We start from the raw sequence: 19072 nt of genomic DNA on the forward strand, positions 1-19072 counted from the left end.
GGTGCAGACTTCGCAATCCACACCGAACCCAGAGGCCCTCGCCTCGTTCAAGGACCACTCAAGGCGTGTCGCCTGTCACCAACGTCCCGGGACAGCACAGCTAGGGCCTGATCCCCGCGACGGGCCCTAACGGCCGATGGGCGCGAGGACCGCCTCCGTCAGTTTCTGGAGGTCCTCCGGAGCGAGCTCCACCTCCAGGCCCCTCCTGCCCGCCGACACGCAGATCGTCGCGTGCGCGGCGGCCGAGGCGTCGAGGACCGCCGGCAGCTTCTTGCGCTGGCCCAGGGGCGAGATGCCGCCGCGGACATAGCCCGTCGTGCGCTCCGCGAGCGCAGGGTCGGCCATCGCCGCGCGCTTGCCGCCCACGGCCGCCGCCAGGGCCTTCAGGTCCAGCTGGCCCGCCACCGGGACCACCGCGACCGTCAGCGTGCCGTCGACGTCCGCGACCAGGGTCTTGAAGACGCGGTCGGGCGAGACGCCCATCGCCTCGGCGGCCTCCTCGCCGTAGGAGGGGTGCGCGGGATCGTGGTCGTAGGCGTGGACGGTGTAGGTGACGCCCGCCGCAGTCAGGGCCACGGTCGCGGGTGTGCCGCCGGACTGCTGCTTCTTCGACTTCTTCGCCATGGAGCGGCATCCTTCCAGACGGGGAACGCGGACCGCCCCGCCCGGAGAGGTTCCCGGACGGGGCGGCACACGAGGTTCTGCTGAGCCTGGGTCAGCAGGTCGCCCACGGGGTCTCGAAGGTCCCCTGGCCCTCGACCTTGATCAGGCCCTTCCAGTCAATGTCACAGCGGTAGCTCATGGTCCAGGTCTGGGTTTCCCGGTCGCCCGTCGAGATGGTCTCCGTCGGTCCGTACGTGCTGCCGCCGTTGGTGGTGCGGTAGCCCAGCTTCGCCCTGATCTGGCTGCCGGCCTTCTTCGTGTAGAAGACCTCGACGCGGCTGGGGCTCGTGTTCAGCGATATGCACAGCTGCCCGTTGCTCATGCGGGTGCACTCGACGCGGTCCTGGGCCCCGGCGGGCGCCGCATGCGCGGGCGCGACCAGGAGCGTGGAACCGATCGCGACACCGGCGGCGACGGCAAGAACGCGCGCACGACTCATTGTGTATCCCCCTAGATTCAGTCATGGCCATGATCATGGCCGGTCGGGCTTGATCATAAGCAGATCGATCACGGAGGCCCCACAGGTTTTCAGTCGTCCCGGTGGCCGGATCCGTCCCCTGTGCCCAGGCGAGAAACCGTCCTCTTCGTCCCCGCCGGGACGTGGCGGTCCCTCAGTTGAGGCTCATCGGGCCGCGCGTCAGCTCCGACGCCGGCAACGACGGCAGACTGCGGATGATCGCCGTCTCGGAGCGAAGGAGCTTCAGCTCGTCGCGCAGGCGGGACGCCGTGTCGGGGGCCTGGAGCAGACGCTGCTTGGCGGGGGTGTCCAGCATCATCGCGGCCGCCACGAGGTACGACACCACGCCCGGCTCGTCCGGCAGTTCGGCCCCCGTCGCCAGGGACCGCTCCCGCGCTCCTGCCAGCCGCTTCTGGTACTGGCGGAAGGACCGCAGCACCCCTTCGGCCAACGGCGCGGCCTCGTCGCCCGGTTCCTCCTCCAGCGGCTCCAGCTCGGCCGTCAGGAAGGGCCCGGACGCCTCGACGGACAGCAGCTTCACCCGGGTCGTGCCGGTCGCCAGCACCTCGAAGGAGCCGTCGGTGCGCTCCCGGATCGTCGCCGCGTCCGCGATGCAGCCCACCTTGTGGAACGCCTTGACCGGGTCCGGGCCGAAGCCGGCCGCCGGTCCCCGCTCGGGCAGGGCCGTAGGGTCGGGCATGCCGGGCGCGGTCGAGGCCACCTCGTGGCCGTCGCGGATCGCCACGACGGCGAACCGGCGCGGCTCGTCCTCGGGCGTCTTCAGCAGCTCGCGCATCATGGCGCGATACCGCTCCTCGAAGACGTTGAGCGGGAGCACGAGCCCCGGGAACAGCACCGAGTTCAGGGGGAAGAGGGGGAGCCGGACGGTGGTCACGACGCAAAAGCCTAATGGTCGCCGGGACGGACTCGCCCGCCCCGTTCACTCCGTGGATCCCCGGGCGGGTTCGCGGCCGCCCCGACCCGGATGTCCTCGCGCACCCGCAGGAAGTGTCCGAGGGGGTCGTCCGACACCCGGTCCCAGGGGAAGGAGGTGGCGTACGGGCCGTTCAGGCGCAGCTGCTCGACGGCGTCGGGCCAGCGCTCCAGGCGCACCAGGACGAAGATCAGCAGGTTGCGCATCCGGGCCGGCCAGGGGTCGGCCGCCGGCAGCCGCGGGGAGAGCGCGATCGCCCGGTCGGCCGCTGCGTCCAGCCGCTCGCGCGGGATCTCGGGCCCGCAGTCGTCGGTGAGGTAGCCGAAGGCCGCCCGCAGCGGCAGGGCCTGGACGAGCGCGTCGGCGGGAGCGTCCTGGGCGGCCCGGTCGGCGAAGTCGAAGCACTCGTGGTGCGAACCGTGCCAGTAGGTGGCCAGGTAGCGCAGGGCTGCCACGTGGCACCCGTAGTGGTGCGGGGCACGGCGGACGGCCGCCGCCCACAGCTCCTCGAAGTACGTGTGCCCGGCCTGTGCGCCCCGGGCGTGGTCGAGCGCGAGCCGCCACGGCACCGGGTCGCGCTGGTCGCCCCGGGCCGCTGCCGTGATCAGCGGGCTCACCTCGCGCAGCAGCTCGGCCCGGGCCGGTGACTGCCAGGCGCGGTCCACCGCCAGCTGGGCCCCGACCAGCAGCGCGTCGGGGTCCTGCGGGGCGGTGGCCAGCCAGGCGTCCAGCCACTCGGGCCGCGAGCGCGCGAAGGCCGCCAGCCGCGTCACGTACCGGTCGCGCCGCTCCCACTCCGAGGCCACGCGGGTGGCCAGGAGCAGCGAGGCGGCCGGGCCGTGGTCACCCCGGGCCGCGGCGACCAGTGCCGGGCTCAGCCGGGCGTCGGGCGCGTCGAGCAGCACCTCGTCGTCGGCGCACGGATCGCCGACGAGGTGGGGGGAGGTCCTTGCCATCCGGCTCGCACGGATGAACGGGAGCTGCATTGCCATGGTGCCGACCATTGAAAGTCCGCTGCTCATGACGGCGCCAGAGTGTTCATGGAACCTGCGGAAAGTTGTACATCCAATGGTCAAGAGAACGTAAAACCGTGACAGTTCAATAACTGTGGTCACACCAGCACCATCAGTTGCGGCGCAGCAGCCGTGTCGCGCCCGCCGCCACCGTCGTCGCCAGGATCCAGCCCAGCAGGATCATCGCCGTCGCCAGCCATTGCCAGCCCCCGCGCAGCTGCCAGAAGCCCACCTGGCCCAGGTCGATGACCGGCAGCAGCAGATCGAGGGTGAAGAGCGTGGGGTTCCACTCCGGGTGCTCGCCCCGCTTCATCGGCGGGTGCCCGGCCTGCGCGAAGGCGAACGACCCCGCCGCCCACAGCACCGCCATCCACACCGCGGCCCGGCCCGGCCGGTAACCGTAGGCGACCGTCCAGTCCTGCGCGTATCCCCAGAGCTTGGCCGCCATCGGCAGGCTCTCGCGATGCCGGCGCTGCTTGGCGAGCAGCACCTCCCGGGCGTCCTCGTCCTCACCGCCGGTCCGCAGGACGGCCGCCAGCCGCTCGTACGGCTCCGGGTTGTACTCGGCGGTCGCCGCGGCCACCCAGTCCAGCCGCTCGGCCAGCGGGAACGGCCCGCGCGGCACGAGGTTCTCGTAGGCGAAGCCGCCCATGTGCAGCCGCCCGGGGCCCGGCCAGGCGTCCGCCCGGTCCATCAGGTTGATGACCTTCGCCCCGGACAGCACCACCCGGCCGCGCGCCGGTTGCTCCCCGAGGAACCGCAGCTCCGGCGTCTGCACCCGGCGCAGCGACAGCTCCTGGTCGTCCGTGAGGGTGAACCGGGCCCGCTCGAAGTCCACGGCGTCACCGAACCGGCCGTCGTCCAGCCGGATCCCGCCCTCGCAGGCGAAGCGCTGGATCCGCGTCCCCTGCGCCGGGGTCATCCCGCTCATCGCCTGGGCGCCGACCCCCGCGGGCGTCAGGTACAGACTGCGCTCGACGGTCAGCTGCGGGGCGTTCAGCGCGAGCCGCTCGAAGGGATTGGACAGACGCGCACCGCGCAGGCTCAGTGAGACGCCGACGGTGGCGGCGCGCAGGCTCAGCTCACCGTGCGACTCCAGCAGCTCCGCCTGTAAGTCCTGGCCGACGGTCAGGCCGTCCGCCGCGATCGACCGGCCGCTGTGGTCCCGGTGCACGATCGCCTGGTTGAGCATCAGGTCCGTGCCGATCTGGGCGTCCGTGAGCCGGATGCCGTGGTGGAAGCGGCAGCGCGGCAGATGGAGATCGCCCTCCGTGTGCACCCGGGCCGCCTCCAGCCGCGGCACCGAGCAGTCCACCATCCGCAGGGTGGTGAAGCGGGCCTCCGGCAGCAGCACGTCCTGCTCGAACCGGCACCGGCGCATCTCGACGTACGGCACCACGGTGCCGCCCGCGAGGTCCAGTGAGCCGCTGACCTGTACGCCTATCAGCTTCAGCGACGACACGCGGCCGGCCAGGGCGGGCGGGCCGTCGAGGAGCAGCCAGCACACGATCCGGGCCCGGACGGTCCGCTCCTCGCCCCACGGACGGCCGCCGTGCGGATCGTCCTCCAGGGCGTCGCCGCTGCTCAGGTCGTACACGGTGCCGTTGCGGAAGGCCTGCCACATGCCGGCCTCGGTCGCGGTCAGATCGTCGGGCACATCCCCGGCACGGACGCCGGCCCCCTCGGTCACAGCTCTTCCATCCTCCCCAGGTACTCGCGGGTCACTTCCCTCGTACGCCTGTTCATGCCCGCTGGGTGACCTCCCGAACACACCACGTGAAGGTGATCTTCCGCCGTCCGGCGGCGTTCTGTATCAGCCATTGATACGCGCGAACAACGCCTCACCGGGTTCTGAGAGAATTGAGCACGTGATCTCCCGAATCGACCTGCGTGGCGACGCCCTTCCCGAGGGCCCCGCCCTGCGCGACCTGCTGCCCCGAGCCGACTTCGACGTTGCGGCCGCCCTGGAGAAGGTGCGGCCGATCTGTGAGGACGTGCATCATCGGGGCGACGCGGCGCTGATCGACGCCGCCGAGCGGTTCGACGGGGTCAGGCTCGACCAGGTACGGGTGCCGGCCGCCGCGCTCACCCGCGCGCTGGAGCAGCTCGACCCGGCCGTGCGCGCGGCCTTGGAGGAGTCCATCCGCCGCGCCCGGATCGTCCACCGCGAGCAGCGCCGCAAGACGCACACCACCCAGGTCGTGCCCGGCGGGACCGTGACCGAGAAGTGGGTGCCGGTGGACCGCGTCGGGCTCTACGCGCCCGGCGGCCGGTCCGTGTACCCGTCCTCCGTGATCATGAACGTGGTGCCCGCACAGGAGGCCGGCGTCGGGTCCGTCGCGCTCGCCTCACCCGCCCAGGCCGACTCCGGCGGCCTGCCGCACCCGACCATCCTCGCCGCCTGCGCGCTGCTCGGCATCGACGAGGTCTACGCGGCCGGCGGCGCCACCGCCGTCGCGATGTTCGCCTACGGCACCGAGTCCTGCGCGCCCGCGAACATGGTCACCGGCCCCGGCAACATCTGGGTCGCCGCCGCCAAGCGCTACTTCACCGGCCGGATCGGCATCGACGCCGAGGCCGGCCCGACCGAGATCGCCGTCCTCGCCGACGACACGGCCGACCCGGTGCACGTCGCCTCCGACCTGATCAGCCAGGCCGAGCACGACCCGCTGGCCGCCGCCGTCCTGGTCACCGACTCCGTCGAACTCGCCGACGCGGTCGAGAAGGAACTGGAGCCGCAGGTCGCGGCCACCCGGCACGTCGAGGACCGGATCGTCCCGGCCCTGTCCGGCAGGCAGTCCGCGATCGTGCTGGTCGACGGCATCGACGAGGGCCTGAAGGTGGTCGACGCGTACGGCGCCGAGCACCTGGAGATCCAGACGGCCGACGCCGCCGCCGTGGCCGACCGCGTCCGCAACGCCGGCGCGATCTTCATCGGCCCCTGGGCGCCCGTGTCGCTGGGCGACTACGCGGCCGGGTCCAACCACGTCCTGCCCACCGGCGGCTGCGCCTGCCACTCCTCGGGTCTGTCCGTCCAGTCCTTCCTGCGCGGCATCCACATCGTCGACTACACGCGCGAGGCGCTGGCCGACGTCGCGCACCACGTGGTCACGCTGGCCGAGGCGGAGGACCTGCCGGCCCACGGCGCGGCGATCAAGGCGAGGTTCGACTGGAAGGTTCCCCCGGGCAAGTGAACGACGTACGCATCGACGATCTCCCCGTACGGGACGAGCTGCGCGGCAAGTCCCCCTACGGCGCGCCCCAGCTGGACGTCCCCGTACGGCTGAACACCAACGAGAACCCCTACCCGCTGCCCGAGCCGCTGGTCGAACGCATCGCCGAGCGGGTCCGGGAAGCGGCCCGCCATCTCAACCGCTACCCGGACCGGGACGCGGTCGAGCTGCGCACGCGGCTGGCCGAGTACCTCACCGACACCTCGGGACACGAGGTCGGCCTGGCCAACGTCTGGGCGGCCAACGGTTCCAACGAGGTCATCCAGCAGCTGCTGCAGACCTTCGGCGGCCCGGGCCGCACCGCCATCGGCTTCGAGCCGTCGTACTCGATGCACGGCCTCATCTCGCGAGGGACGGGCACCGGCTGGATCTCCGGCCCCCGCAACGAGGACTTCACGATCGACCTCGCCGCCGCCGAGAAGGCCATCGCCGAGAACCGGCCGGACGTCGTCTTCATCACCACCCCCAACAACCCCACGGGCACCGCCGTCCCGCCGGAGACGGTGCTCGCGCTGTACGAGGCCGCACAGGCGGCGAAGCCCTCGATGGTGGTCGTCGACGAGGCGTACATCGAGTTCAGCCACGGCGACTCGCTGCTGCCGCTGATCGAGGGCCGCCCGAACCTCGTCGTCTCCCGCACCATGTCGAAGGCGTTCGGCGCGGCGGGCCTGCGCCTCGGCTACCTCGCGGCACACCCGGCCGTCGTCGACGCCGTCCAGCTGGTCCGGCTGCCCTACCACCTGTCGGCCGTGACCCAGGCGACCGCCCTGGCCGCCCTGGAGCACACCGGCACCCTGCTGGGCTACGTCGAGCAGCTCAAGGCCGAACGGGACCGCCTGGTCACCGAACTGCTCGCGATCGGCTACGAGGTGACCGCGTCGGACGCGAACTTCGTACAGTTCGGCCGGTTCGAGGACTCCCACGAGACCTGGCAGAAGATCCTCGACCGGGGCGTCCTGGTCCGGGACAACGGCGTGCCCGGCTGGCTGAGGGTCACCGCCGGAACCCCCGAAGAGAACGACGCGTTCCTCGACGCGGTCCGTGAACTGAAGAAGGAGCAGAGCGCATGAGCCGCGTAGGCCGCACAGAGCGGGTGACCAAGGAGACCTCGGTTCTCGTCGAGATCGACCTCGACGGCACCGGCAAGACCGACATCAAGACCGGCGTCGGCTTCTACGACCACATGCTCGACCAGCTCGGCCGCCACGGTCTGTTCGACCTCACCGTGAAGACCGAGGGCGACCTGCACATCGACTCGCACCACACCATCGAGGACACCGCCCTCGCCCTCGGCGCCGCCTTCAAGCAGGCCCTCGGCGACAAGGTCGGCATCTACCGCTTCGGCAACTGCACGGTCCCGCTGGACGAGTCCCTCGCCCAGGTCACCGTCGACCTGTCAGGCCGCCCCTACCTCGTGCACACCGAGCCCGAGAAGATGGCGCCGATGATCGGCGAGTACGACACCACCATGACCCGGCACATCCTGGAGTCCTTCGTGGCCCAGGCGCAGATCGCGCTGCACGTGCACGTGCCCTACGGACGCAACGCGCACCACATCGTGGAGTGCCAGTTCAAGGCGCTCGCCCGGGCCCTGCGCTACGCCTCCGAGCGCGACCCGCGCGCGGCCGGCATCCTCCCGTCCACGAAGGGCGCCCTGTGAACGGCATCTCCACCCTGCTGATCGTCGTCGGTCTCTTCCTCGTCGGCGGGATCTACTCCTTCATCAAGCAGAAGATGCCCAAGGGCCTGATCGTGCTGCTGTCGATCGGCGCCGCGATGTGCCTGGTGGCCGGCGTCGTGAGGTTGGAGGTGTGGAATTGAGCAGCCCCCTGAAGACGCAGAAAAAGGTCGTCGTCTTCGACTACGGCTTCGGCAACGTCCGTTCCGCCGAGCGCGCCCTCGCGCGCGCGGGAGCCGACGTGGAGATCACCCGTGACTACGACAAGGCCCTGAACGCCGACGGCTTGCTGGTGCCCGGCGTCGGCGCCTTCGCCTCCTGCATGACCGGCCTGCGCGAGGCCCGCGGCGACTGGATCGTCGACCGCCGGCTGTCCGGCGGCCGCCCGGTCATGGGCATCTGCGTCGGCATGCAGATCCTCTTCGCACGCGGCATCGAGCACGGCGTGGAGAGCGAGGGCCTCGACGAGTGGCCCGGCTCGGTCGAGCCGCTCCAGGCCGAGATCGTGCCCCACATGGGCTGGAACACCGTGGAAGCGGCCCCCGGTTCGCAGCTGTTCGCCGGCCTCGACCCGGACGCCCGCTTCTACTTCGTGCACTCCTACGCCGTCCACGACTGGTCGCTGGAAACGCACAACCCGGCGATGACGGCCCCCAAGGTCACCTGGTCCACGCACGGCAAGCCGTTCGTCGCCGCCGTCGAGAACGGCGCCCTGTGGGCCACGCAGTTCCACCCCGAGAAGTCCGGCGACGCCGGAGCCCAGCTCCTCACCAACTGGATCGGAACCCTGTGAGCAAGCTCGAACTCCTCCCCGCCGTCGACGTCCGCGACGGCCAGGCCGTCCGCCTGGTGCACGGCGAGTCCGGCTCGGAGACCTCCTACGGCTCCCCGCTGGAGGCTGCCCTCGCCTGGCAGCGCTCCGGCGCCGAGTGGCTGCACCTGGTCGACCTCGACGCCGCCTTCGGCACCGGGAACAACCGCGAGCTGATCGCCGAGGTCGCCGGCGCCATGGACATCAAGGTGGAGCTGTCCGGCGGCATCCGCGACGACGACACCCTCGCCGCCGCCCTCGCCACCGGCTGCAAGCGCGTCAACCTGGGCACGGCCGCCCTGGAGACCCCGGAGTGGGTCGCCAAGGTCATCGCCGAGCACGGCGACCAGATCGCCGTCGGTCTCGACGTCCGCGGCACCACCCTGCGCGGCCGCGGCTGGACCCGCGACGGCGGCGACCTCTACGAGACGCTGGCGCGCCTCGACAAGGAGGGCTGCGCCCGGTACGTCGTCACCGACATCGCCAAGGACGGCACGCTCCAGGGCCCCAACCTGGAACTGCTGCGCAACGTGTGCGCCGCCACCGACCGCCCGGTCGTGGCCTCCGGCGGGGTCTCCTCGCTCGACGACCTGCGCGCCATCGCCGACCTCGTCCCGCTCGGTGTCGAGGGCGCCATCGTCGGGAAGGCGCTTTACGCGAAGGCGTTCACCCTGGAAGAGGCCTTGGAGGCTGTGTCGTCATGACCGTACGGCGTGTGCAGAGCGGAAGTCCCTGGGAAGAGTCCTTCGGTTTTGCACGCGCCGTCGCGGCGGGCGACCGCGTGCTGGTCGCGGGCACGACCGCCTTCAAGGGCGACGTGCTCTACGGCGAGGGCGACCCGTACGAACAGGCCAAGGTCGCCTTCACCACCGCCCTGGAGGCGATCGCCGAGTTCGGGCTCACCCCCGAGTCCGTGATCCGCACCCGTGTGTGCCTGGCCCATGCCCGGGACGTCGACGCGGTGGGCCGCGCCCACAAGGAGATGTTCGACGCCGTACGCCCGGTCACGACCCTGCTGGTCGTGCAGGGCTTCATCGACTCCCGGGTCCTGGTGTCGGTGGAAGTGGAAGCATTCAGAGGGACACCCTCAGAGGAACACTAGAGGAGCGCGATTCATGACCCTGGCGGTCCGAGTCATCCCCTGCCTGGACGTGGACAACGGCCGGGTCGTCAAGGGCGTCAACTTCCAGAACCTGCGCGACGCGGGCGACCCCGTCGAGATGGCCAAGGTGTACGACGCCGAGGGCGCCGACGAGCTGACGTTCCTGGACATCACCGCCTCGTCGGGCAACCGCGAGACCACCTACGACGTCGTGCGCCGCACGGCCGAGCAGGTGTTCATCCCGCTCACGGTCGGCGGCGGCGTGCGCACCGCCGAGGACGTGGACAAGCTGCTGCGTGCGGGCGCGGACAAGGTCGGCGTCAACACCGCCGCCATCGCCCGCCCCGACCTGATCCGCGAGATCGCCGAGCGCTTCGGCCGCCAGGTGCTGGTCCTGTCGGTCGACGCCCGCCGCACCGAGTCGGGCTCCTTCGAGGTCACCACCCACGGCGGCCGCAAGGGCACCGGCATCGACGCCGTCGAATGGGCCCACCGGGCCGCCGAACTGGGCGCCGGCGAGATCCTGCTCAACTCGATGGACGCCGACGGCACCAAGGACGGCTACGACCTGGAGATGATCCGGGCCGTACGGAAGCACGTCACGGTCCCCGTCATCGCCTCCGGCGGCGCCGGCCGGCTCACCGACTTCCCCCCGGCCGTCGAGGCCGGCGCGGACGCGGTGCTGGCCGCGTCGGTGTTCCACTTCGGGGACCTGCGGATCGGCCAGGTCAAGGAGACGCTGCGGGGGGCGGGTCACCCGGTGCGGTGACCCGCCCTCCCGGGCCTTCCTCAGATGCCGAGCTGCTTGGACTCGTGCAGCTTCGCGATCGCGTTCTCGTCGCCGTCCAGGTCGACCTTGGCCGCGCTCTGCCGGCCGTAGGAGAACAGGACCAGCTCGGACGGCTCGCCGGTCACGGTGACCACCGGTGTGCCGCGGTGCGCGACCGCCGTCTGGCCGTCCGGGCGGCGCAGCACCAGGCCCGTCGGGGCCCCGCGGCCCATCAGGCGGGCGGTGCGCTCCAGACGGGACCACAGGGCGTCCTGGAACACCGGGTCGAGATCGCGCGGCGACCAGTCGGGCTGGGCGCGGCGCACGTCCTCGGTGTGGACGTAGAACTCGATGATGTTCGACGCCTCGTCGACCGGCTTCAGGGAGAAGGGCGAGAAACGCGGCGGGCCCGTACGGATCAGCTGGATCAGCTCCTCGTACGGCTTGTCGGTGTACTCCGCCATCACCTTGTCCAGACGCGGCGCGAGCTGCTTGATCAGCAGCCCGCCGGCGGCGTCCGGACGGCGCTCGCGCACCACCACGTGCGCGGCGAGGTCCCGGGTGGTCCAGCCCTCGCACAGGGTCGGCGCGTCCGGGCCCGCGGTCTCCAACAGGTCGGCGAAAAGGAGTCGTTCACGCTTGGCATGGGTCGACATGCGGCCCAGCCTACGACCGGCCCCCCGGTCCGCCCAGTGGACACTCCACCAGGCACGTCAGTGGCGCGCGGCACAATGGTCGGCATGACCAGCACGCCCAGTCGCCTCGACCCGGAGATCGCCGCGCGCCTCAAGCGCAGCCCCGACGGCCTCCTGCCCGCCATCGCCCAGCAGTACGACACCGGAGAGGTGCTCATGCTCGGCTGGATGGACGACGAGGCGCTGCACCGCACCCTGACCACCGGCCGCTGCACCTACTGGTCCCGCAGCCGCCGTGAGTACTGGGTCAAGGGCGACACCTCCGGCCACTTCCAGTGGGTGAAGTCCGTCGCCCTGGACTGCGACGCCGACACCGTGCTCGTCAAGGTCGACCAGGTCGGCGCCGCCTGCCACACCGGCGCGCGCACCTGCTTCGACACCGACGTGCTGCTCAAGGACGGCGGTTCCGCCGGCTCCGCCACGGATCAGTAAGGTCAGCCGCCATGGACCTCGAGACCTTCCGCAAGCTCGCCACCGACCGGCGGGTCATCCCCGTCACCCGCAAGCTCCTGGCCGACGGCGACACCCCGGTCGCGCTCTACCGCAAGCTCGCCGCCGAGCGCCCCGGCACCTTCCTGCTGGAGTCCGCGGAGAACGGCCGCTCCTGGTCCCGGTACTCCTTCGTGGGCGTGCGGTCCGCCGCGACACTGACCGCCCGCGACGGGCAGGCCCACTGGCTCGGCGTCCCGCCCGTCGGCGTCCCCACGGACGGCGACCCCCTCGCCGCCCTGCGCGCCACCATCGAGGCCCTGCACACACCTCATCAGGAGGGCATGCCGCCCTTCACCGGCGGCATGGTCGGCTACCTCGGCTACGACATCGTCCGCCGTCTGGAGAAGATCGGCCCCGGCGAGCGCGACGACCTGAAGCTGCCCGAGCTGACCATGCTCCTCACCAGCGACCTGGCCGTCATGGACCACTGGGAGGGCTCGGTCCTGCTGATCGCCAACGCGATCAACCACAACGACCTGGACACCGGCGTCGACGAGGCCCACGCCGACGCCGTCGCCCGCCTCGACGCCATGGAGGCCGACCTCTCCCGCCCGGTCGCCCAGCCCCCGGCCGTCCTGCCGCCCTCCGAGCTCCCCGAGTACACCGCGCTGTGGGGCGGCCCCGACTTCCAAGTGGCCGTCGAGGACATCAAGGAGCGCATCCGGGCCGGCGAGGCCTTCCAGGTGGTCCCCTCCCAGCGCTTCGAGACCCCGTGCACGGCGAGCGCGCTGGACGTCTACCGGGTCCTGCGGGCCACCAACCCGTCCCCGTACATGTACCTCTTCCGCTTCGACGGGTTCGACGTCGTCGGCTCGTCCCCCGAGGCCCTGGTCAAGGTCGAGGACGGCCGGGCCATGGTCCACCCCATCGCCGGCACCCGCTGGCGCGGCGCCACGCCCCAGGAGGACCAGGCCCTCGCCGAGGAGCTGCTCGCCGACCCCAAGGAGCGCGCCGAGCACCTCATGCTCGTCGACCTCGGCCGCAACGACCTGGGGCGGGTCTGCGAGCCCGGCTCGGTCGAGGTGGTGGACTTCATGTCCGTCGAGCGGTACTCGCACGTGATGCACATCGTCTCGACGGTGACGGGCCGCGTGGCCGCCGGGCGCACCGCCTTCGACGTCCTCACCGCCTGCTTCCCGGCCGGCACCCTCTCCGGCGCCCCCAAGCCCCGCGCCATGCAGATCATCGACGAACTCGAACCGTCCCGGCGCGGGCTGTACGGCGGCTGCGTCGGCTACCTCGACTTCGCCGGCGACTCCGACACCGCCATCGCCATCCGCACCGCCCTCCTGCGGGACGGCACCGCCTACGTCCAGGCCGGGGCGGGCATCGTCGCCGACTCCGACCCGGTCGCCGAGGACACCGAGTGCCGCAACAAGGCGGCCGCGGTCCTGCGGGCCGTCCACACGGCGAACCGGCTCGGAAAGGGCTGAGATGAACCCCGGGTGACGGTTCGCCCGGGGTTCAGGCGATAGTGGGGTACGTGACTGCTGTACCTCACCCCCGTTCCGAAGCCCCCGGACCCGCCCGGGCCGGCCGCCTGAGCCTCGCCGTCGCCCTGCTGAGCGGCGCGCTCGGCGCCGCCGTGGCGCTGCTCGCCACCCGGCAGCAGTGGTCGCAGGGCACGGCGACGGTGGCCGGTGGCGCCTTCCCCCTGACCGCCAAGGGCAGCGACGTCACGGGCGTGCCCGCGGCGCTCGCCATCGTGGGCCTCGCCGCGCTCGTCGCCGTCTTCGCCGTGCGCCGCGCCGGCCGCTTCGCCGTCGCCGCGCTGCTGGCGCTCTCCGGCGCCGGCATCGTCGTCGCGGCCCTGCTCGGCGCCTCCGACAGCTCCGCGCTCGACGAGCAGGCCGCCCAGGCCTCCGGCGACACCTCGGCCTCCGTCGACACCCTCAGCCACACCGCATGGCCGTACGTCGCGGTCGTCGGCGGTGTCCTGATCCTCCTGGCCGGGCTGCTCGCCCTGCGCTACGGCCGGCTGTGGCCCGCCATGTCCGGCCGCTACGAGCGGGGCGGCACGCCGCAGCCGCGCCGCAAGGCCCCCGCCGTCGACCCCGACCGGCCCGAGGACCTGTGGAAGGCGCTCGACCGGGGCGAGGACCCGACCGGGGCCTGAACCCACACGGGGGACCTGGCCGGCCGGAGGAGCACCCCCGCTCACCGCGCGAGCGCGCGTGCGGGACAATGAGGCCGAGCGTCCTGCTCAGACACGCACACAGCAACGAGGAGCAAGCAATGGCGGGCAGCAGCCACGGTCACACCCCGGCCGCCTGGACCGGTGTCACGATCGTCTTCATCGGTTTCTGCGTCTCGGGCGCGTTCATGGTGATGGACCAGCCGGTGGGCTTCTGGGCCGGCATGGTGGTCGTGCTGCTCGGCGGTGTCGTCGGCGGCATCATGCGGATGATGGGCCTCGGCCAGCCCAGGGAAGCGCACCAGCCGCACCAGATGACGGGCGACCGCGAGCCGGCCGGCGCCGGGAGCTGACTCCGAGCCACACCACGTCCTCACGTGAGGGGCGGCCGGCACGGGGGTGCCGGAACCGCCCCTCACGCGTGTGCGGGGCACAATGCATACCGTGAACGCCGAGAGCCGAAGGGTGACGCCGAGCGCCCCCAGCCGCCTGGCCGTCCCCGCCGGGGTGCTCGCGGCCGTCGCCGCCGCCTTCGCCTACGTCGGCACGGTGGACCCCAACGAACCCGGCCACTACCCCGCCTGCCCGCTGCTGCGCTACACCGGCCTCTACTGCCCCGGCTGCGGCGGCCTGCGCAGTGCGCACGCCTTCGTCCACGGGGACCTCCTGACGGCGCTGCACGCCAATGCCCTCGCCACCCTCGGCTATCTGGGGTTCGCCGTGCTGTGGACCGTCTGGGTGGTGCACGCGGTCCGCGGGCGGCCGCTGCGGATCGACCCCCGTCCGGGGCTGGTGTGGAGCCTCGGAGCGTTGCTGCTGGTCTTCACCGTTGTCCGGAACCTGCCCTTCGGTGGCTGGCTCCATCCTTGATCAACGGGCTGATGTCCAGGTAGTGGGACCGGCGTCAACCGGATGCGAGGCCTACGCCCCGCTGCGGATACCATCGCAGTGACCATCGGTTCGCCGATCGGTCGCTGGAACTGTCAAGAGTCTGGAAGGGGGCCGCTCGCGTGAGTGTGCTCGACGAGATCATCGACGGAGTCCGTGCCGACCTCGCGGAGCGGCAGGCGCGCGTCAGCCTCGACGAGCTCAAGGAGCGCGCGGCCAAGGCGCCCGCAGCCAAGGACGGCGCGGCCGCACTGCGCGGCGACGGCGTCAAGGTCATCTGCGAGGTCAAGCGCTCCAGCCCGTCCAAGGGCGCGCTGGCCGCGATCGCCGACCCGGCCGGACTCGCCGCGGACTACGAGGCGGGCGGCGCGGCCGTCATCTCCGTCCTCACCGAGGAGCGTCGCTTCGGCGGCTCGCTCGCCGACCTGGAGGCGGTCCGCGCCCGGGTGGACATCCCGGTCCTGCGCAAGGACTTCATCGTCACGTCGTACCAGCTGTGGGAGGCCCGCGCCTACGGTGCCGACGTGGTGCTGCTGATCGTCGCCGCCCTGGACCAGCCCGCCCTGGAGTCCCTCATCGAGCGTGCCGAGTCCATCGGGCTCACGCCGCTCGTCGAGGTGCACGACGAGGACGAGGTCGAGCGCGCGGTCGACGCCGGCGCCCGCGTGATCGGTGTCAACGCGCGCAACCTCAAGACCCTGGAGGTCGACCGCGGCACCTTCGAGCGGGTGGCGCCGGAGATCCCCGACCACATCATCAAGATCGCCGAGTCCGGCGTCCGCGGCCCGCACGACCTCATCGCCTACGCCAACGCCGGCGCCGACGCGGTGCTGGTCGGCGAGTCCCTCGTCACCGGCAAGGACCCGAGGACGGCGGTCTCGGACCTCGTGGCGGCCGGCGAGCACCCCGCACTCCGGCACGGCCGGAGCTGATCACCCGCTAGGCTTGCCCCGATGACTGCCACCCTGACGACCGTGGACCGGTACGCCCGCCTCGCGCGCGGCTGCCGCCCCCGCGGCTGCCGTGCGCCCGCGCGCCGTGTCCACGGCCGCCGCGTCCGGTACGTCATCGGTGACGAGCCCGGCCAGGTCAACGGCATGCGATGGCAGCGCCCCTTCAGGGGCGCGGGGAACTGCGCGATCAGCCACTGACGGCCCGCGGCCGACCATGGATCCCCGCCCCCACGGCGACTAGTGCATTCCACACACACTCACCGTGAGGTACACGCATGCCCAGCCAGTTCTTCATCCCCGACCCCGAGGGTCAAACACCAAGCCCCGAAGGCTACTTCGGGGCGTTCGGCGGCAAGTTCATCCCGGAGGCCCTCGTGGCCGCCGTCGACGAGGTGGCCGTCGAGTACGACAAGGCCAAGCACGACCCCGAGTTCGCCAGGGAACTCGACGACCTCCTGGTCAACTACACCGGCCGCCCCTCGGCGCTGACGGAAGTACCCCGTTTCGCCGAACACGCCGGAGGCGCCCGCGTTTTTCTCAAGCGCGAGGACCTCAACCACACCGGCTCCCACAAGATCAACAACGTCCTCGGCCAGGCCCTGCTCACCCGGCGCATGGGCAAGACCCGGGTCATCGCCGAGACGGGCGCAGGCCAGCACGGCGTCGCCACGGCCACCGCCTGCGCGCTCTTCGGCCTCGACTGCACGATCTACATGGGCGAGATCGACACCCAGCGCCAGGCCCTCAACGTGGCCCGTATGCGCATGCTCGGCGCCGAGGTCATCGCCGTGAAGTCCGGCAGCCGCACGCTGAAGGACGCCATCAACGAGGCCTTCCGCGACTGGGTCGCCAACGTCGACCACACCCACTACCTCTTCGGCACCGTCGCCGGACCGCACCCCTTCCCGGCGATGGTCCGCGACTTCCACCGGGTCATCGGCGTCGAGGCCCGCCGCCAGCTCCTGGAGCGCGCCGGACGCCTGCCCGACGCGGCCGTCGCCTGTGTCGGCGGCGGGTCCAACGCCATCGGCCTCTTCCACGCCTTCATCCCGGACACCGGCGTCCGCCTCATCGGCTGCGAGCCGGCCGGGCACGGCGTCGAGACCGGGGAGCACGCCGCGACCCTCACCGCCGGCGAGCCCGGCATCCTGCACGGCTCCCGGTCGTACGTCCTCCAGGACGAGGAGGGCCAGATCACCGAGCCGTACTCGATCTCGGCCGGTCTGGACTACCCGGGCATCGGCCCGGAGCACTCGTACCTGAAGGACTCCGGCCGCGGCGAGTACCGGGCGGTCACCGACGACGCGGCGATGCAGGCCCTGCGCCTGCTGTCGCGCACCGAGGGCATCATCCCGGCCATCGAGAGCGCCCACGCGCTGGCCGGGGCTCTGGAGGTCGGCAAGGAGCTGGGCAAGGACGGGCTGATCGTGGTCAACCTGTCCGGCCGCGGCGACAAGGACATGGACACCGCCGCGCGCTACTTCGGCCTGTACGACACCGACGCCGAGGTCGCCGAGGACGCCTCCGGCACCGCCGAGATCGAGGGGGACGCCAAGTGAGCGGCAACATCCGTCTGTTGAGCGACACCCTCGCCGCGGCGAAGTCCGAAGGGCGCTCCGCCCTCATCGCCTACCTCCCGGCCGGGTTCCCGACCGTGGACGGCGGCATCGAGGCGATCAAGGCCGTCATCGACGGCGGCGCCGACGTCGTCGAGGTGGGCCTGCCGCACAGCGACCCCGTCCTCGACGGCCCGGTCATCCAGACCGCCGACGACATCGCCTTGCGCGGCGGCGTCAAGATCGCCGACGTGATGCGCACGGTCCGCGAGGCGCACGCCGCCACCGGCAAGCCCATCCTCGTCATGACGTACTGGAACCCCATCGACCGCTACGGCGTCGAGCGGTTCACCGCCGAGCTCGCCGAGGCGGGCGGCGCCGGGTGCATCCTGCCCGACCTGCCCGTGCAGGAGTCGGCCCTGTGGAGGGAGCACGCGGAGAAGCACGATCTCGCCACCGTCTTCGTCGTCGCGCCCAGCAGCAAGGACGAGCGGCTCGCGCAGATCACCGCGGCGGGCAGGGGCTTCGTCTACGCCGCCTCCCTCATGGGTGTCACCGGCACCCGGGCCAGCGTCAGCTCGCAGGCCCAGGACCTGGTGGAACGCACCCGGGCCACGGGGACGGACCTGCCGGTCTGCGTCGGGCTCGGCGTCTCCAACCCCGCCCAGGCCGCCGAGGTCGCGCGCTTCGCCGACGGCGTGATCGTCGGCTCGGCCTTCGTCAAGGCGATGCTGGACGCCCCGGACGACGCGGCCGGTGTGGAGGCCGTGCGGGTCCTCGCCGGCGATCTCGCCCGGGGCGTGCGCGGACGGGCGTAAGAACACCGGAAGTCATACAGGTCCCTCGTACGGGTGGACCTGAGGCCGGGGAGGCGCGGTGCGCCTCCCCGGTTCGTTTCCGGGGTGTGAGCGAGAAGAACCGTGAGGGAAAGCGCACCGCCCGGGAGAAGCTGGCGGTCGAGCGCGAGAAGCAGAAGTCAGCGGACAGGCGCCGCCGCGCGCTGATCGTGGGCGGCGCCGTCGTCGCCGTCCTGGGACTCGCGGCGGTGATCGGCGTCGTCGCGGCCAACGCCGGCAAGGACGACGACAGCGAGGCCTCGGGCCCGGTCGTGGCCCCCTCGGGAGCGCAGGGCAAGGACGGCCTCGCGATCCCGGTCGGCAAGGACAGCGCCAAGTCCACGCTCACGGTGTGGGAGGACTTCCGCTGCCCCGCGTGCAAGTCTTTCGAGACGGCGTACCGGCCGGTGATCCACGAGCTGACGAACGCCGGTCAGCTGAAGGTCGAGTACCACCTGGTCACCCTCATCGACGGCAACATGCGCGGCACCGGCTCCCGCAACGCCGCCAACGCCGCCGCCTGCGCCCAGGACGCCGGGAAGTTCCCCGCGTACCACGACGTGCTGTTCGACAACCAGCCCCCGGAGGTCGACGACGCCTACGCGGACAACGCCAAGCTGATCGAGCTGGCCGGCAAGGTCGACGGCCTGGACACCCCGGCCTTCCGCGCGTGCGTCGAGGACGGCAAGCACAACGGCTGGGTCGCCAAGTCCCACCAGGCCTTCGACAAGGGCGACTTCTCGGGCACGCCCACCGTGCTGTTCGACGGCGAGAACATCTACCAGGACCGGACGATGACCCCGGCCAAGCTGAAGCAGATGGTGCAGGAGGCGAACCAGGGGTAAGAGCCTTCTCACG

24 protein-coding genes are annotated in these 19072 nt (G+C 71.8%); 18 read left to right on the forward strand and 6 right to left on the reverse strand.

Going from position 1 to position 19072, the window contains the following annotated elements; translation table 11 throughout:
- Positions 1 to 126: 126 nt before the first annotated feature.
- From ybaK to OO68_RS23065, 5 genes are all read right to left on the reverse strand, one after another.
- Complete coding sequence (ybaK, locus tag OO68_RS23045; protein ID WP_033310511.1) at positions 127 to 624, reverse strand: Cys-tRNA(Pro) deacylase; 498 nt, start codon at positions 622 to 624, stop codon at positions 127 to 129.
- A 91-nt stretch (positions 625 to 715) separates the two neighbouring features.
- Positions 716 to 1102: a hypothetical protein gene (locus OO68_RS23050; RefSeq protein ID WP_033310513.1), complete on the reverse strand. Its 387-nt coding sequence runs from the start codon at positions 1100 to 1102 to the stop codon at positions 716 to 718.
- A 172-nt stretch (positions 1103 to 1274) separates the two neighbouring features.
- On the reverse strand, positions 1275 to 2015 hold the full coding sequence (locus OO68_RS23055) for an LON peptidase substrate-binding domain-containing protein (RefSeq protein WP_033310515.1): 741 nt from the start codon (positions 2013 to 2015) through the stop codon (positions 1275 to 1277).
- Between the two features lie 11 nt (positions 2016 to 2026).
- Positions 2027 to 3058 carry a hypothetical protein gene (locus OO68_RS23060; protein WP_051814776.1) on the reverse strand — a complete coding sequence of 344 codons (1032 nt, stop codon included), beginning with the start codon at positions 3056 to 3058 and terminating at the stop codon, positions 2027 to 2029.
- 121 nt (positions 3059 to 3179) lie between these two features.
- Complete coding sequence (locus OO68_RS23065; RefSeq protein ID WP_033310517.1) at positions 3180 to 4757, reverse strand: oxidoreductase; 1578 nt, start codon at positions 4755 to 4757, stop codon at positions 3180 to 3182.
- A gap of 178 nt (positions 4758 to 4935) precedes the next feature.
- On the opposite strand from OO68_RS23065, the gene hisD reads away from it, so the two are divergent.
- Genes hisD through hisF form a run of 8 tightly spaced genes read left to right on the forward strand, consistent with a single transcriptional unit; the run spans position 4936 to position 10660 of the window.
- Positions 4936 to 6261, forward strand: coding sequence for a histidinol dehydrogenase (gene hisD / locus OO68_RS23070; protein WP_033310519.1), 1326 nt, complete (start codon positions 4936 to 4938; stop codon positions 6259 to 6261).
- Positions 6258 to 7370: a histidinol-phosphate transaminase gene (locus OO68_RS23075; protein ID WP_033310521.1), complete on the forward strand. Its 1113-nt coding sequence runs from the start codon at positions 6258 to 6260 to the stop codon at positions 7368 to 7370. The genes hisD and OO68_RS23075 overlap by 4 nt, the downstream gene beginning before the upstream one ends.
- Positions 7367 to 7960 carry an imidazoleglycerol-phosphate dehydratase HisB gene (gene hisB / locus OO68_RS23080; RefSeq protein WP_031107372.1) on the forward strand — a complete coding sequence of 198 codons (594 nt, stop codon included), beginning with the start codon at positions 7367 to 7369 and terminating at the stop codon, positions 7958 to 7960. The genes OO68_RS23075 and hisB overlap by 4 nt, the downstream gene beginning before the upstream one ends.
- Positions 7957 to 8121 carry a CG2302 family histidine operon protein gene (locus tag OO68_RS46910; RefSeq protein ID WP_033310524.1) on the forward strand — a complete coding sequence of 55 codons (165 nt, stop codon included), beginning with the start codon at positions 7957 to 7959 and terminating at the stop codon, positions 8119 to 8121. Before hisB ends, OO68_RS46910 begins: the two co-directional genes overlap by 4 nt.
- An 8-nt stretch (positions 8122 to 8129) precedes the next feature.
- The gene (gene hisH, locus OO68_RS23090; RefSeq protein ID WP_106974402.1) at positions 8130 to 8771 is read left to right on the forward strand and encodes an imidazole glycerol phosphate synthase subunit HisH; all 642 of its coding nucleotides are present in this window, start codon (positions 8130 to 8132) and stop codon (positions 8769 to 8771) included.
- Complete coding sequence (priA, locus tag OO68_RS23095) at positions 8768 to 9493, forward strand: bifunctional 1-(5-phosphoribosyl)-5-((5-phosphoribosylamino)methylideneamino)imidazole-4-carboxamide isomerase/phosphoribosylanthranilate isomerase PriA (protein ID WP_033310528.1); 726 nt, start codon at positions 8768 to 8770, stop codon at positions 9491 to 9493. Before hisH ends, priA begins: the two co-directional genes overlap by 4 nt.
- Positions 9490 to 9891 carry a RidA family protein gene (locus tag OO68_RS23100; RefSeq protein ID WP_033310530.1) on the forward strand — a complete coding sequence of 134 codons (402 nt, stop codon included), beginning with the start codon at positions 9490 to 9492 and terminating at the stop codon, positions 9889 to 9891. The genes priA and OO68_RS23100 overlap by 4 nt, the downstream gene beginning before the upstream one ends.
- Positions 9892 to 9904: 13 nt before the next feature.
- Positions 9905 to 10660 carry an imidazole glycerol phosphate synthase subunit HisF gene (hisF, locus tag OO68_RS23105; RefSeq protein ID WP_033310532.1) on the forward strand — a complete coding sequence of 252 codons (756 nt, stop codon included), beginning with the start codon at positions 9905 to 9907 and terminating at the stop codon, positions 10658 to 10660.
- A gap of 20 nt (positions 10661 to 10680) precedes the next feature.
- Here hisF and OO68_RS23110 read toward each other — a convergent pair whose 3' ends face one another.
- The gene (locus tag OO68_RS23110) at positions 10681 to 11316 is read right to left on the reverse strand and encodes a TIGR03085 family metal-binding protein (protein ID WP_033310534.1); all 636 of its coding nucleotides are present in this window, start codon (positions 11314 to 11316) and stop codon (positions 10681 to 10683) included.
- An 84-nt stretch (positions 11317 to 11400) separates the two neighbouring features.
- Here OO68_RS23110 and hisI point away from each other — a divergent pair, with 84 nt between their 5' ends.
- From hisI to OO68_RS23160, 10 genes are all read left to right on the forward strand, one after another.
- Entirely contained in the window at positions 11401 to 11787 is a 387-nt protein-coding gene (gene hisI, locus OO68_RS23115) for a phosphoribosyl-AMP cyclohydrolase (protein WP_033311002.1), read from the forward strand.
- Between the two features lie 11 nt (positions 11788 to 11798).
- Positions 11799 to 13280, forward strand: a complete 1482-nt coding sequence (locus tag OO68_RS23120; protein ID WP_033310536.1) for an anthranilate synthase component I — start codon at positions 11799 to 11801, stop codon at positions 13278 to 13280.
- A gap of 41 nt (positions 13281 to 13321) precedes the next feature.
- Entirely contained in the window at positions 13322 to 13963 is a 642-nt protein-coding gene (locus OO68_RS23125; RefSeq protein ID WP_033310538.1) for a TIGR02234 family membrane protein, read from the forward strand.
- A 119-nt stretch (positions 13964 to 14082) separates the two neighbouring features.
- Positions 14083 to 14334: an HGxxPAAW family protein gene (locus tag OO68_RS23130; protein ID WP_033310540.1), complete on the forward strand. Its 252-nt coding sequence runs from the start codon at positions 14083 to 14085 to the stop codon at positions 14332 to 14334.
- 82 nt (positions 14335 to 14416) lie between these two features.
- Positions 14417 to 14851: a DUF2752 domain-containing protein gene (locus OO68_RS23135; RefSeq protein ID WP_033310541.1), complete on the forward strand. Its 435-nt coding sequence runs from the start codon at positions 14417 to 14419 to the stop codon at positions 14849 to 14851.
- Positions 14852 to 14991: 140 nt separating this feature from the next.
- Positions 14992 to 15801 (forward strand): indole-3-glycerol phosphate synthase TrpC, encoded by an 810-nt coding sequence (gene trpC / locus OO68_RS23140; protein WP_030848367.1) that lies wholly within the window; start codon positions 14992 to 14994, stop codon positions 15799 to 15801.
- Positions 15802 to 15822: 21 nt separating this feature from the next.
- Positions 15823 to 16020: a tryptophan biosynthesis modulator TrpM gene (trpM, locus tag OO68_RS23145; RefSeq protein ID WP_033310542.1), complete on the forward strand. Its 198-nt coding sequence runs from the start codon at positions 15823 to 15825 to the stop codon at positions 16018 to 16020.
- Positions 16021 to 16097: 77 nt separating this feature from the next.
- On the forward strand, positions 16098 to 17381 hold the full coding sequence (gene trpB / locus OO68_RS23150) for a tryptophan synthase subunit beta (RefSeq protein WP_033310543.1): 1284 nt from the start codon (positions 16098 to 16100) through the stop codon (positions 17379 to 17381).
- On the forward strand, positions 17378 to 18196 hold the full coding sequence (gene trpA, locus OO68_RS23155) for a tryptophan synthase subunit alpha (RefSeq protein WP_033310544.1): 819 nt from the start codon (positions 17378 to 17380) through the stop codon (positions 18194 to 18196). Before trpB ends, trpA begins: the two co-directional genes overlap by 4 nt.
- Positions 18197 to 18282: 86 nt before the next feature.
- Positions 18283 to 19059 (forward strand): DsbA family protein, encoded by a 777-nt coding sequence (locus tag OO68_RS23160; RefSeq protein ID WP_033310545.1) that lies wholly within the window; start codon positions 18283 to 18285, stop codon positions 19057 to 19059.
- Positions 19060 to 19072: the final 13 nt, after the last annotated feature.

Source organism: Streptomyces iakyrus (assembly GCF_000717055.1).
Classification (GTDB): Bacteria; Actinomycetota; Actinomycetes; order Streptomycetales; family Streptomycetaceae; genus Streptomyces; species Streptomyces iakyrus.